Raw genomic sequence first — 14,907 nt, 5'->3', positions numbered from 1 at the left:
ACTGCACCCCGTTTAGTAAGTATTAATAAAAAAGGTTTATAAACTTTTATTTATTATATCTTTTTCTTTATCTTGGTTTAAATGTAATTTTAACTGAGTTATCACTTTTGTTTCTAATACCTAATACATTTGGATTAGAAACATACATTTTTATATCTTTATCATTGCCTCAATATTTAAAATATTCTTGATTTGGGAATTTTTCAATTCCAATACATGATAAGTTAACAAATAATATTTTTGAAAATCTAATTTTTAATTTTACATCATTAGTATAATATGTTTGTAAATAAGTTTCTTTAATTTTATTACTAATTAAATTATTATAATCTTCATTTGGAAGATTTGTTATTTGAAGCAAAAAATTAATACTATACTTTTTATCATTTATATAATAAGTATTTTTATAACCTTTTTCAGATAATCCATTAGTATATGCAGTAGCAAATGTTTGAATATCATTTACTTTTATATTATCAGTATATAAAGTTATTGTATTTTCAAAATTAACTTTATCTGTTTGTGAACGACCACTTTTGTATAAAGTTATATTTGTTAATGAACCACCACCATTATTACAACTATTAACCCCTCCCGATAAATTAATATTTCTATTAGGAATAAAATTTTCGATATCAGGTGGTCCACATTCAACTTGTATATTATTAAGATTACTTATTTCTATTATTTTATAAGAACTAATAAATTTATCTATACTTTGAATTGTTGGGTCAATTTGTTTTAAATCAATTTCAGTTTCATAATAACCTTCATTAAATTCATTATTAAATAAATTAATAAAATTATTATCATTTACATAACCGCTATTAGTGCATTGTGCTGGTGCGGTAATTTTAGTTTTTAGTGTTTGTACTACACCAGCAGGCATAATATCTTTTGTATATGGTTTATAGTTATATGGAACTGGCGGTAATACATATTTAGGATAATTAAAGGTTGGTATTTCATAATCATGGGGTAATAAGAAACTAGTTTTATAATTAGTTGTCATATCTCGTAAATAATTATTTAATGTGCTTTTTGTTTTACCTCTGAAACTCCATACTGATAATCTTAAATAATCTTCTTCATTATTAGTATATGGGTTATCAGCATAAAAGATAATTTCAAAATTACCTTTATATAGTGCTTGGATTGAAAACATATCAATAATATAACTACAATTTGTCCCATCTGGTGTTTGTAAGAATTCACAATCATTATCTTTTTCACTATTACTAACTGGCGTTTGAGCATCAAGTGCTTTGGTTTGTTCATTAATTAAATAAACTCGGTTAGTTTTTTGATTTAATTGTTTTAAATTGTAAGTTGAATAAACTAATTCTTCTGTTGGTTTACCATCTTTATTTAAAACAGTACCTTTTAATTTATCTGTTAATAAAGTTGTAAAACTAAAACTAGTAGCATTAGCTCCAAAAATAGCACCAACTTTATCATTTCCTTGTTCTCTAAATATTTCAAATGGTAAATAACCTTTACCTTTTGATTTTTCAGACCAAAATGCATCATTATAAAAACTATAAATATTAGCACTCATAAAGCCATTTAATCATTGAAAATTAGGTCAAGTTTTTTCATCTTGGTTAATTATTCAACCCCAAGGAATACCAAAACTAATTTGATTTAAAAATTTACCAAGAACAGGAATTGTAAAAGGGTTAAAAACTAATTTTTGCGTATAGTTTAAAGGTAATACTGTAATTTGGCGATTAATAAAATTATTCATATTTAAAATATCTCAAACATTACATTTACCCATTTTATTATATTCAATTTGAACTTGTCCGACAGTATTACCAAATTCATCTTTTCTTCTAAAATATGATGATGCTTGGGTACTAATGATATTATCAACTGTACCACCGTTTGTTTTTATTTTGCTTGGTGGTGTTATTTTTCAATCTTTAGACCAATAAAACTTAGAATCCTTATCTTCTTTATGAATAGTTGTTCCAACAGTCGGATTGGTTGCTGTTGAACTAGCTTTATCAGTTATTACAATTCCCTCACTATTTTTTTGATTTCAAAAGTCATATCTACTTTCCATATCTTTTTTTCAATCTTCATAACCAGTTATCATAGTTGGTTGAATACCTTGAATGTTATATCAACTTACTTCGGGTGATGCATAAGTATTTATTTTATCAGGTGGTGCAGGAAACATGTTATACATTAATAAGTCTCTTGAATTCATTACTTTTTTATTAAATTCACCTTTAATAATTGGTCGTCCAATAACTGGCATATCAAAAAAGATAGGATTACCATAAAATTTAACGGCCATTGCTCTAACCCCTGGGTCTTTTAATAAAATATCATCTAATTCAATGGTTGATGTATTTGTTTTTTCATCATAAGTTATTTTAGGAAAACAATAACCTTCACCTGGGGCACTTGTCTGAATAAATTGTCTAACTGATAAACCACTATTACTAATTTTGTCATTAATACTTGAAAAGGTAATTTCTTGTCATAAAAAACTACCATCATAAGGTGAATAATAATTAATAACATTAGATGGATATAATCATTGTCTATCTTGTGGTGAAGAATTAATATCACCACCACCAATATTTAAACCACGGTCATTAAACACCGTATAAAAATTATAATAATCATTAATATTTAATTTATCTGCATCTTCATCTAAAATTAATAAAGTATATTGTCGTTCTGTTGATTGTTGAGTAAATACTTGTTCAAATTTAGCCTCACCAAATTGAATAGAACTTCTATCATCAATCATATAAGCATCTCAATATTTACCAACTTTAACCTCTTTTGTATAAAAGTTATCGGCTTTATTATCATTATTCATAAAATAACTTAATTTATATTGATTTAAGTATTCTAACATTTTATTAATATCATAAATGTTTTCACCATCAATTAATTTTCAATAAAGATTATTATTTTCATCTTTTAATTTTATTGCAAAAGGTGTTTCATTATTTGCTCATATTGTTGAGTTAACTGGTTGATTTTTAAAATCATCAGTCGTTAAAATATTAATTTCTTCACCTTTATATTTTTGGACTATTTTTAAACTATTTTGTCATTGTGCAATCGTACTTTCCATATTATCAAATATTCTTGAATAACTACCATAATCACTTGGCTTAGCATTATTAGGTTTTCAACCTGTTTCAGTATCAGGTATATATGAACTATAAACATTAAAAGGAAATACCATTCAATGTCTATTATCTCGTATATTTTCTCTTATATCTATTAAAGTATCATGTGCTTGTCTTCTTAATTCTTCCATAACACCTGGGTTAATTCTACTCATTTGTTAATTCTCCTTAATTTCTGTTCTACCTTGTAAGGCATTTTGATTATTACCAGTTTCATCATATTCTAGTAATTTATTATTATGTTCTATTTCTTTTGCTTGCATTTTATCTTGTCATTGTTCTACTTTTTCAAAATATTTTGTTGCTTCTAATTCATCAATATTATCATATTCAGTTATGGCTCTTATTGGTTCCATTGTGCCATTATCTAATCTAGCAGTAATTAATTCATTTTGGCGCATTTGGTCAACTAAACTAGCACTAATAAAATCAAAACCATACGGGCGTTCACCAACTCCATCTCATAAACCATAATATTTTAAAACAGTATCAAACATTTTAGTATAATACTGTTTACGATATGTTTGTAAATATGCTTGTTTTTCTAAATCTTTGGTTTTAGTTAATAATGACTGTGTTTTATTTTGGTCATTATCTGATTTATCACCAAAAGGACTAGAAAAATGACATGCTAAATATACTTGTTCAATAATTGATTTTTGGTCTTCTGTATATGTTTCTAAGGTTGGTGTACCTTGTACTACTTGTAAAGATTGTGATAATTGACCATCTACTGCTGATTGACCTGATTAAATAAAAATATCATCAAAAGCATCTTGCAGTACTTTTTTATTACCTTTGTTATAAGCAGTCATTAAATCATCATCTAATACCCCATATCAATTAGTACGATTTGCTCATCGTTCTTTTGATTTAATATTAAAACTATCTTCTAAATCAAATTGTAATTTATAACAATTTCCCATCGTAGGTCATGGATTTAAAGTAGTTGATGTTGATAAAAATAATGGATTAGGTTCATTTATCATTTCTCAAAAAGGGACTATTCCTAATTTATTTTTAAATTCTTGAACTAAAACAGGTCTAACATCATCTTTAATTTGTGTTTTACTTTGTCCAACAACTACTTCATTATTTTTTGGTCAACCTTTAATAACTATTTTATCTTTGGTACAAATTAAATTTAAAATAAAACCACTATCTGATTGATGATAATTTAATCAAATATCTGCACCTTGTTCAATTTCATTTATTTTACTTACTCTTGATGTAAAGTTAAATGGATTAATTCATAAATCAATATTTCCATCACTAGTTTCTAATAAACCAAAGATAGTTTTACCCATTAAACTTGCTGTTAATTCATTTTTATCTAATTTTTCTTTTATTTTATAAGTTTCATATCATCAATTTAATTTTTCTAAAATATCTTTACGATGAGACTTAAATAAAATATCTTTACCATTTACTAATCGCATTTGATGGCGAGCAATAATATTTGTTAAATTAATTGTTCAATCATAATTATAAAATTTTAAAACACTATTAATATCATTTAAGTTTGGTAAACAAGGGAAAGTATTATTCATTGTTATTTTGCTCCTTTAATTTTAAGATAACTGCATAATTAATTATATTTACTGTTAATAAGCTTGGTTCATTTGCTAAAACTTGAACACATACTTTAACTTTTTGATATTTCTTAATATATTCGTTATATAAATTTAATTTACATATTGCGATATTATCTTTTTTTAATTCTTGACAAAGTCTTTTTTTAACTTGTCCACAAACAGACATATATGGTCTTTTTGCATTTATTACACGTTCATCATGTATTACATAAATATCTTTTTTCATTAAGTTAATCACTCCCTTTGTTGTCATAATTTATAATCTGATGAACTATTATGATTAACCATTGGTACTAATTCAAAGTGTAAAGCATAAAAATCACTATCAAATGTATCATCATATAAGTCTAACATTCGTTCTTCTCTTGCATCAGGCTTATCTTCTCATTGAATTAATTCATATTGGGTTTTACTTACAGGGCATTTTTCTCATAATCATTTTAATTGATTAGTATTTATTAACATGGTGAATGCTTCAATACGATGTCTTATTTTAAATTTTTGTTTTTGTGCTGGTTTAAATGTCATATATTGACAAAAAGAATAATTATATTTTTCTCTATTTAAACTTTGTAATGTTGAATAAGCACTATCATCAACATTGATTGATATACCTTGCTGTATTAAATTAAAATATTGATTTAATTGATTATTATAAAACTCTAAAATATCTTTTACTTGTTCTAATTCGGTTTTAAATTGCTGAGTAGCATTTGAATGCGTATATTCTGCCACTTTATATGCTTTTTTATCAAATGAATTATATATTCAGAAACTTGCTGCTGTTGTATGTCCCTTAGGACTTGTAGCATTCGCAATATCAACACCACCTAATAACTTAGTTGGTTGAATAATATCTGTTGCTTGCATTATATCAATATATCTTGCAAAGATTGAACCATTAGTATTACCTGGTAAACCTCAACTCCAAACTCTTGCTCTTTCAATATCTAATTGTTCTAATCTTAATTGTTCATTAACTTTATCTTGTGGTAATTCATAATTAAGTCTTCAACTAGAATAATGAATAATAATTTTCATATTTCATTTTTCAATATATTTAATTTGTTCATATTTACTACGCATTATTTCTTCATTAAAAGGTAATAATTCATTACAATAACCAACAATATATCTTTTTAAACTTTCAGGATTACATGTATTAATTGTTATTTTATTTTTATAACCACGAATAGCAAACTCTAAATCACTTAAATCTTTTTGTTGAAATTGGTCACATTCTTCTCTTCAATCAATTACTAATTTATATTTATTCAAATCAGCAAAAGCTTTTAATTTTTCTTTCCGACTTGGTGAATGTAAACCTTTACAATATATTTTGCTCCCATTTGATAAAGTAAAAGTAAAATTTGATAAATTAATAGTATAAGGTATATTATTTTCATCTAACATATTTCATATATTTTGAAAGACACTATCTTTTAAATCTTTACTCCAATACATACTAGCAATGATACAAATTGGTTGTTTAATTAATAAACTAATTTTTAATAATTCACCAAACATTTTAATATTTGATATAGTTTTACCACTATATCGTGTTCCAATTTGATTAATTTCATTAACTAAGTCATATTTTTTAGCAAATGGATATTTATTACCAATGTTACTATTTTGTAATAACCAATAAGGAGTTTCTAACAAATAAGTAAAATGATTAAGCATTATTATCACTTTCTTTTTTAATATCTCTAATATTAGTTTGTAAATTAACAATTATTGGTTGCTGATTATTTAAGTTTAATTCTTTTTCAAGTTCTTTTTCTTGTAGTGAATATTTATAATTAAATGCTCGTTGTCAATATAATTTAGCACCATCGGGTGATTTCATCATAAAATTAATTATTTCACTTTCAATTCTATCAACTTGTTTTTCAAGCAAAGGAACTATCTTTTCGCTCGCATAAGTATCATATCTTCACTTGCGAGAAAGGTTGAATTCATTGGTTAAATCATTCAAAGTATATGGTTTATTAGGTGATTTATTTTGCCAAAATTCATCTATTTTACGATAAAATGTTCGTAAACTTGCTGTTTTTGGATTAAATTCTTTCATTTTTTACTCCTTTTTGCATATTAAAATTGCTATTATTTAATGAATATGATTAAATAAAAGAGTAATAAATCCTGATAAATATAAAAGAACTTTCACAAGTTCTTTTTTTATTATCTACATTTTACATCAAAATAAAAAAAAGTAAACTTAATTACTTTATTTTTTATAAACAGCTTTAAGAGACAGAATTTACTTACTGTTTATTACTTAAATTATATACCTATAAAAATAATTGTCAATAATTTTTAATTTAATGTTATAAATATTTTAAAAAGAATTGGAGACAGAAAAATGCAAAAATATACACATGTAAAATATGATGAACGAAATTTATTTAATGATTTATTGTTATCTGATAGTTGTAAAAAGAAAAATGGCACACTTAATTTATCTGAAATAGCAAGACAAATGGGTCGTGCAGTTAATACTGTTAAAAGAGAAATAAATCGATTTAAAAAGGTAGAAGATTATATGCCAGTTGAATCACAAAAAGATTATAAACAAAAAAGAAAAAAATGTATTAAAAAACTGCCCACATTTACAGACGAACAACAAGAATTTTTAAATTTAAGATTTAATATTTTGGGTGATTCACCAGCAGAAATTATTCAGCGATTTTTAATAAAGTTTGGTATCAAATTTCCCGCTTGCCTTAAAACATTTTATAAATGAATTTTTTTAGGTCTTTTGGGTTTGTTAAAGAAAAATTTATTAAATGGTGGTAGAAGAAATAGAACAAAGAAAAGACCTGATAATCGTGGAAAATTAGATGAAAGATTTAGGTCAATTTGAGATATTGAAAATAAACAATCTAATGTTGGTTGATTTGAAATGGATACGGTAGTTGGTAAAGACCATCAATCTAGTTGTTTAGTATTAGTTGAGCAATCAAGCAAAAAATACTTTGCTATGAAATTAGAAGAACATACTGCTAATGAAGTTTTAGAAAAACTTGAAGAATTAGTTAGAATTAATGGTTTAGTTGGAAAAATTAAAGGAATAATAACAGATAGAGGGAAAGAATTTAGTAAATTTGAAGAAATGGAAAAGATTGCTGGAGCTAATGTTTATTATTGTGACCCAGGTTCACCTAAACAAAAACCCTTAATTGAAAGAATAAACCGTGAATTTAGGAAACGATATGGTAAAGGAACAGATTTTAATCCTGTTACACAACAAGAAATGGATTTAGTAGTTGATATTATAAATGAAAAATTAAGGCCTTGTTTAAATTGAAGAACATCTAAAGAAGTATTTTTAGAGAATTTTAAATAAGTTTATTTGAAGTAAAATTTAATAAATTATTTTTCAGTGTGCTTAAATATGTTTAAAATAGACTAAACTTACAAATATTTTATTTTTTTAAAAAAATAGTTGCATTTATTTTAAATGATGTTATTATCATATTAACAAGAGACAGAATTTGCTGCTTGAATTTACATAATACATTATTTAAAAAAGTTCAAGAGATATTAGTTAAAAAACATGGTTCAAAATTTAAATTTTGCTCTGAGATAACTTTCCATTGTTTCTATTAAATTATGTGTGTTTTTTGCCGCAATTTGCACTGATTGCTTTTTACTAAAACCTAATGCTCTTGCAAGTTTTTTAATTTGTTTTCTTGTATTTTTTAGAATTTTTTTTACTAATTTTTCAACTTTTACCATAGCACGTATAGTTTTTACCCTTTATCATTATTATATTTATTAAGGATTAACAAATATAAGCCATGTACTTTAAAAAACTATTTTTTAAATCATATACAAAAATCATATACAACAAGATACTACTATACTTAAATTATTTTGTCAATTTAGAGTTAAAACAAAGAAAATAAAAATGTATCAATTTGATACATTTTAAAAATTAGTTTGTGCCAAAAACATTTTTGAAAACTTCATCATATGTTCCAACTGGAATAATATTCAATGTTTCTTGCACTTCTTTTGGAATATCTTCAATATCTTTAATATTTTTATGTGGAATTAAAATTGTTTTTAAACCACTACGGTTGGCCGAAATTGATTTTTCTCGTAAGCCACCAATTGGTAAGACTTGTCCTCGTAAAGTAATTTCACCAGTCATTCCAATATATTTCGATACCGGACGATTACTTAAAGAACTGATAATCGCTGTTGTTAAGGTAATTCCAGCTGATGGTCCATCTTTTGGAACTGCTCCTTCTGGAACGTGAATATGAATATCATGTGTTTCAAAGAATTTTGGATCAATGTTAAATTTGCCAGAATTTGCTTTTACATAGTCTAACGCAATTGATGCTGATTCTTTCATTATGTCACCTAATTTTCCAGTTAACACTAATGAACCTTTTCCTAAGAAACTATTAACTTCAATTGGTAAAATATCACCACCAAATTGAGTATATGCTAATCCTGTTACAACTCCAACTTGTGATTCTTTTTCTTTTTCGGTATGTTCAAAACGACGTTTACCTAATAAATCATTAACAGTGTCTGGTTTAACTGTTAAATTAACCATTTCTTTATTTAAGAACTTAACAATAAATTTACGTGCAACAGCATTTAAATCTCGTTCTAACTGACGAACTCCTGCTTCACGCGTATAATATTTAATTATTTCATTAATTGCATCATCGGTAATTGTTAATTGTCCATCTGCTAAACTATTATTACTTAATACTTTTGGAACTAAATAATCTTTTGCAATGTGGAATTTCTCCAATTCAGTATATGATGATAATTGAATAATTTCCATTCGGTCAATTAAAGCTTCTGGAATATTATCATAATAATTGGCTGTTGCAATAAACATAACATCACTTAAATCATATGTTTCTTCTAAGTAGTTGTCAGAAAAGGTTGAATTTTGTTCTGGATCTAATACTTCTAACATTGCACTAGCGGGATCACCGCGATAATCTGATGCCATTTTATCAATTTCATCTAATAAAAATAATGGATTTATTGAACCAGCACGTTTCATTGACTGAATAATGCGTCCTGGCATCGCTCCAATATATGTTTTACGATGCCCGCGAATTTCTGACTCTTCTTTTACGCCTCCCAAGGCCATTTTAACAAATTTTCGCCCTGTTGTTTCAGAGATTGATTTTGCTAAACTTGTTTTTCCAACCCCTGGTGGCCCTACTAAACAAATAATTTGTCCTTTTAAAGATTTAGTCATTGTTTTAACAGCTAAGTATTCAATAATTCTTTCCTTAACTTTATCTAAACCAAAATGATATTTATCTAACACTTCTTTTGCAAATTTTAAATCATTTTTTTCTTCTGTTTTTTCCCATCATGGAATTTGCATCATTCAATCAATATAAGTTCGAATAATATTTGATTCACTTGATGCTTGTGGTAATGCTTCATAACGAATGATTTCTTGTTCAATTCGTTCTTTAATATTTTTTGGAAATGGTTCTTTTGTTAATCGTTCTTTATATAATTTCATTTCATCAGCGGCGCCATCAAATTCATCTAGTTCATCTTTAATTGCTTTTAATTTTTCTCGTAAGTAATATTCACGTTGTTGTTCATCAACTCGTTCTTTAATTTTTTTGCTAATTTTATTATCAATATCATTTGCTTGTTGTTTATTAACTAAATGATCAAAAATAATTTGAAGCCTTTTTTCAACATCTAATTCTTCAATAATTTCTTGTTTTTTTGCTACTGGAATAAATGGTAAAAATTGGGCAATTGTGTCAACAACTTCATTCCCATCAACTGAATCACCAATTTGATCTAATAAATCTTCTGGTAAAATATCTTGTAATTCCATTAATTCTTTAATATTCGCTGTTAATTTTTCAACAATTTTATCTTCTGATTTAACAAATGATTTTAAAATATCAATATCAGCAGCATAAAATCCTCCTTCATGTAAATCTAAAATTTTTATTCGATCAACTGCTTTAAAATTAACTGTTAGACTACCATCTTCCCATAGTTTACGAATTTTTAACTCTGCTAAAATCCCAATTCGATAAATTTCAGATAATTTTGGATTATCTTCTAACGGTTTTTTTTGACTAACTAACACAATATGATTATCGAAATCCTTGCTAGCTGTATTTACCGCTAAAATTGATTTATCTCGTCCTACCTCTAATACTTGTTCAAAGCCTGGAAAAATATAACTACCCCGCGTTACAAGAACGGGCACATTTTTTAATTGTGTTATTTTTGAATCCACCTTCAAAACACCTCCTGTTTCTTTTCTTCACTTATATTGACAATATCTTATCTTATTTTAAAAAATATCGCAATATCAATATAAATTTAAGTTACACAAAAATTATAACAAAAAAATTAGCACTTGCAATAAATAAGTGCTAATTTTTAAAAAATCATCACACCTATTGTTTATTATATCTTTATCCCAAAATTAAGGAATACCAGTTTAATACTTAATAATACTCTTATTATATCATAAAAAGAAATTTTAATTTTGTAGAAAACTCTTGATGAAATAAAAAAAATCATCAATATGATAACTTTAAAAGAAAATTATATAAACTTTTAATATTTTTATTTAACTTTTTTATACGTTAAAATATAATACCGATGATTGTTGGTTTGGCGTTAAACCTTTATGCTGGTATTTTCATTTTCAGATATTTAAATAATTTTGAATGTTCGTGAAACCTAAGCCATGATAATGAATTAAGGATTCTTTAAGATTTGATTGTAATTTACTAATTTTATTTAACTTCCGATAACTAGCATCAGGATTTGTACTAGTTTTAGTTGCTAATAAAATATAATTTGTTTGTTTTGCTACTAATAAATATAATGGTTGCATGTCATAAATAATAATTGAATTTTCTTTGATTAATTGTTTATTAATATTTTCAATAATTCACTGTTTTTGTAATCGTTTTGTGTTGGTTTATTTAACATAAATATTATTATTGCTATCAACATCCATTTGAATACAACATTTATTGTTGGTTGAAAATGAATAAAGATTAATTTTTCTTTTATCAAATTTATCTTTAAAATTACCTTTGTGGATTTCTTTAATAAATGTTTCATCGATTTGAATTTGGCCATTTAACGTTTTAAATTTTAATTGGGTGTTTTCTAATTGTTTTGATTTCATTATTTTTTGGCGATTATATCAAGCGGTTTTCGGTGATGTTTTAATAAAGCGGGAAATAATTTTACTAGATTGGCCTAATAATGAAATTTGAATCAATAAATTTCACTGTTCATAATTTAAATGACTTCAATACGTAAAATGATCACGAAAAGCATCAAAACTAGCACGACATTTTTTGCATAAATATTTTTTTTTTCCTTCAGGATTATGACCATTTTTAACACAATAAAAAAATTGATAATTAGGACATTTAATACCTTTATCCCTAAATTTTTGATCAATTTCATTTAAGCGTTTTATTTTTTAATTAATTCTGCTTCTTTTTTGACTTTTTCATGAAATTCTAAAAATTGATCATCTGTTAAACTATTTATTAATTCTTCAATTATTTTTTCCATTAATTATTCACCTCTTATATTAAAAATATACCTAATTTTAGGTATATTTTATAAATATCAAGAGTTTTCTACAAAATTAAAGAAAAGAAAGAAAATTCATCACTTTTCCTGCTAATCCAGATTATCCTCCTATATAAAAAAACTAACAATAATGTTAGTTTTTATTCTATTCACCATTATTTTGATATAAAAAGGCAAATACCTTGTCATACATAACTTGTTCTTTTACTTGTTGGTCGGATACTAATTTTGTTTCTTTTAATGCTTTACCATCAATTCCAAATTGTTTTCCTAACTTTTCATATTGTTCATCAATTTCTGCCTCAGTTGCAGTAATATTTTCATTTTGAACAACTGCATCAACAATAACACCATTTTCTAAACGATTCTTAGCGTCTTTAAATAACTCATTAAAAATATCTTCTTCTGACATTCCTGTTCGTTTTTTATACGTTTTTATATCCATTTGTTGACCTTGTAACTTTTGTTCAAACTCATGTTTTAATTGATTTGCTTCTTTACGAATAATTGATTCTGGTAAAGCAATCTTTGAATCTTCTGCAATTAAGCGGAATAAATGACCAATAAAATGATCATATTCTTGTTTTAATAATTTCTCATAAATATTATTTTTAACATGCTCTTCCAATTTAGCTAATGTATCAATACCTTTTAAATTAACATCTTTTGCTAATTCATCATTTAATTCTGGTAATTCTTTTGTTTTAACTTCCTTAATATTTAACTTAAAAATAGCAGGAGTTGATTTTAATTCTTCAACATTATAATCAGCCGGGAAAGTAACATTAATTTCTTTTTTATCACCTGTTTTTAAACCAATCATGGCTTCTTCAAAACCGGGAATAAATTGACCACTCCCAATTTCTAAAGTAAAATCTGTTGCTTTACTACCACCTTTAAATGGTTTTCCATCAACAAAACCTTCAAAATCAAAAATTACTGTATCTCCAGTTGTAATTTCTGTTGTTTTTGGTTTAAAAATTGCAAAACGATTACGCAATTGATTAATATTATCGTCAATATCTGCTTTTTTAACTTCAATTTTTGTCTTTTTTAACTGTTTATCAGTAAAACCAGTATATTTACTAATTTTAACTTCCGGTTTTAAATCAAATTCTAATTGTAAGATATACTCTGTTTTACTAATTTTTTTTACACTTGGAACTGGTGATGAAAATGGTTCAATATCTGATTTTTGATCAAACGAAAACTTATAAGCTTTATTAACAACTAAATGATGTGCTGCATCTAAAATTTTTGCTTCAGTTAGATGTTTTTTAATTAAATCAGTAGGTACTTTCCCTTTTCGAAAACCAGGGACCTCTAATTGCTCTGCTGCTTTTTTTTCAGCTTTTTTAATATAATCTATTCATTCTGTACCATCAATGATTACATATCATTTTCCAATTCCTTTATCTTGTATTTTTTCCGCTTTAAATTTCATATTTTACTCCTTAACTAATTATTGCACATAATTTATTATAACAAAAAGAATGACTTTAAATAACATTTTTCACTTTTAATTTTGTAGAAAACTCTTGATGAAATAAAAAAAATCATCAATATGATAACTTTAAAAGAAAATTATATAAACTTTTAATATTGTTATTTAACTTTTTTATACGTTAAAATATAATACCGATGATTGTTGGTTTGGCGTTAAACCTTTATGCTGGTATTTTCATTTTCAGAGATTTAAATAATTTTGAATGTTCGTGAAACCTAAGCCATGATAATGAATTAAGGATTCTTTAAGTTTTGATTGTAATTTACTAATTTTATTTAACTTCAGATAACTAGCATCAGGATTTGTACTAGTTTTAGTTGCTAATAAAATAGAATTTGTTTGTTTTGCTACTAATAAATATAATGGTTGCATGTCATAAATAATAATTGAATTTTCTTTGATTAATTGTTTATTAATATTTTCAATAATTCACTGTTTTTGTAATCGTTTTGTGTTGGTTGATTTAACATAAATATTATTATTGCTATCAACAGCCATTTGAATACAACATTTAGTGTTGGTTAAAAATGAATCAAGATGAATTTTTCTTTTATCAAATTTATCTTTAAAATTACCTTTGTGGATTTCTTTAATAAATGTTTCATCGATTTGAATTTGGCCATTTAACGTTTTAAATTTTAATTGGGTGTTTTCTAATTGTTTTGATTTCATTATTTTTTGGCGATTATATCAAGCTGTTTTCGGTGATGTTTTAATAAAGTGGGAAATCATTTTACTAGATTGGCCTAATAATGAAATTTGAATCAATAAATTTTACTGTTCATAATTTAAATGACTTCAATACGTAAAATGATCACGAAAAGCATCAAAACTAGCACGACATTTTTTGCATAAATATTTTTGTTTTCCTTCAGGATTATGACCATTTTTAACACAATAAAAAAATTGATAATTAGGACATTTAATACCTTTATCCCTAAATTTTTGATCAATTTCATTTAAGCGTTTTTGTTTTTTAATTAATTCTGCTTCTTTTTTGACTTTTTCATGAAATTCTAAAAATTGATCATCTGTTAAACTATTTATTAATTATTCA

At 25.3% G+C, this 14,907-nt stretch carries 14 protein-coding genes; 1 reads left to right on the top strand and 13 read right to left on the bottom strand.

Features of this window, described 5'->3' with window-relative positions:
• Positions 1–67: 67 nt before the first annotated feature.
• The 6 genes from AAHM76_RS02415 to AAHM76_RS02390 all read right to left on the bottom strand — a co-directional run bounded on the left by AAHM76_RS02415 (position 68) and on the right by AAHM76_RS02390 (position 6,830).
• Positions 68–3,313, bottom strand: coding sequence for a hypothetical protein (locus tag AAHM76_RS02415; protein ID WP_342256517.1), 3,246 nt, complete (start codon positions 3,311–3,313; stop codon positions 68–70).
• Between the two features lie 3 nt (positions 3,314–3,316).
• Entirely contained in the window at positions 3,317–3,655 is a 339-nt protein-coding gene (locus AAHM76_RS02410) for a hypothetical protein (protein WP_342256516.1), read from the bottom strand.
• Positions 3,656–3,907: 252 nt separating this feature from the next.
• The gene (locus AAHM76_RS02405) at positions 3,908–4,708 is read right to left on the bottom strand and encodes a hypothetical protein (protein ID WP_342256515.1); all 801 of its coding nucleotides are present in this window, start codon (positions 4,706–4,708) and stop codon (positions 3,908–3,910) included.
• The gene (locus AAHM76_RS02400) at positions 4,701–4,979 is read right to left on the bottom strand and encodes a hypothetical protein (protein ID WP_342256514.1); all 279 of its coding nucleotides are present in this window, start codon (positions 4,977–4,979) and stop codon (positions 4,701–4,703) included. Before AAHM76_RS02400 ends, AAHM76_RS02405 begins: the two co-directional genes overlap by 8 nt.
• The gene (locus tag AAHM76_RS02395; RefSeq protein ID WP_342256513.1) at positions 4,979–6,439 is read right to left on the bottom strand and encodes a PBSX family phage terminase large subunit; all 1,461 of its coding nucleotides are present in this window, start codon (positions 6,437–6,439) and stop codon (positions 4,979–4,981) included. The genes AAHM76_RS02400 and AAHM76_RS02395 overlap by 1 nt, the downstream gene beginning before the upstream one ends.
• Positions 6,432–6,830: a hypothetical protein gene (locus tag AAHM76_RS02390; RefSeq protein ID WP_342256512.1), complete on the bottom strand. Its 399-nt coding sequence runs from the start codon at positions 6,828–6,830 to the stop codon at positions 6,432–6,434. Before AAHM76_RS02390 ends, AAHM76_RS02395 begins: the two co-directional genes overlap by 8 nt.
• Positions 6,831–7,121: 291 nt before the next feature.
• On the opposite strand from AAHM76_RS02390, the gene AAHM76_RS02385 reads away from it, so the two are divergent.
• Positions 7,122–8,105 (top strand): IS30 family transposase, encoded by a 984-nt coding sequence (locus AAHM76_RS02385; protein ID WP_342256511.1) that lies wholly within the window; start codon positions 7,122–7,124, stop codon positions 8,103–8,105.
• 197 nt (positions 8,106–8,302) lie between these two features.
• Here the strand turns inward: AAHM76_RS02385 and AAHM76_RS02380 are convergent, their stop codons facing one another.
• From AAHM76_RS02380 to AAHM76_RS08385, 7 genes are all read right to left on the bottom strand, one after another.
• A complete protein-coding gene (locus tag AAHM76_RS02380) occupies positions 8,303–8,497 on the bottom strand; it encodes a hypothetical protein (RefSeq protein WP_342256510.1) in 195 nt (64 codons plus the stop codon).
• Between the two features lie 199 nt (positions 8,498–8,696).
• Positions 8,697–11,015 carry an endopeptidase La gene (gene lon, locus AAHM76_RS02375; RefSeq protein ID WP_342256509.1) on the bottom strand — a complete coding sequence of 773 codons (2,319 nt, stop codon included), beginning with the start codon at positions 11,013–11,015 and terminating at the stop codon, positions 8,697–8,699.
• A gap of 348 nt (positions 11,016–11,363) precedes the next feature.
• Positions 11,364–11,624, bottom strand: coding sequence for a hypothetical protein (locus AAHM76_RS02370; RefSeq protein ID WP_342256508.1), 261 nt, complete (start codon positions 11,622–11,624; stop codon positions 11,364–11,366).
• Positions 11,625–11,711: 87 nt separating this feature from the next.
• Positions 11,712–12,020: a hypothetical protein gene (locus AAHM76_RS02365; RefSeq protein WP_342256507.1), complete on the bottom strand. Its 309-nt coding sequence runs from the start codon at positions 12,018–12,020 to the stop codon at positions 11,712–11,714.
• 468 nt (positions 12,021–12,488) lie between these two features.
• Positions 12,489–13,787, bottom strand: coding sequence for a trigger factor (tig, locus tag AAHM76_RS02360; protein ID WP_342256506.1), 1,299 nt, complete (start codon positions 13,785–13,787; stop codon positions 12,489–12,491).
• A 174-nt stretch (positions 13,788–13,961) separates the two neighbouring features.
• Positions 13,962–14,618, bottom strand: a complete 657-nt coding sequence (locus AAHM76_RS02355; RefSeq protein ID WP_342256505.1) for a transposase — start codon at positions 14,616–14,618, stop codon at positions 13,962–13,964.
• 6 nt (positions 14,619–14,624) lie between these two features.
• A complete protein-coding gene (locus tag AAHM76_RS08385) occupies positions 14,625–14,777 on the bottom strand; it encodes an IS1/IS1595 family N-terminal zinc-binding domain-containing protein (protein WP_425289453.1) in 153 nt (50 codons plus the stop codon).
• Between the last annotated feature and the right edge of the window lie 130 nt (positions 14,778–14,907).

This window comes from Spiroplasma endosymbiont of Poecilobothrus nobilitatus (genome assembly GCF_964030655.1).
GTDB lineage: Bacteria > Bacillota_I > Bacilli_A > Mycoplasmatales > Mycoplasmataceae > Spiroplasma.
The sequence above is the reverse complement of the archived record's forward strand: the minus strand, read 5'-3'. Positions and strand labels throughout refer to the sequence as shown.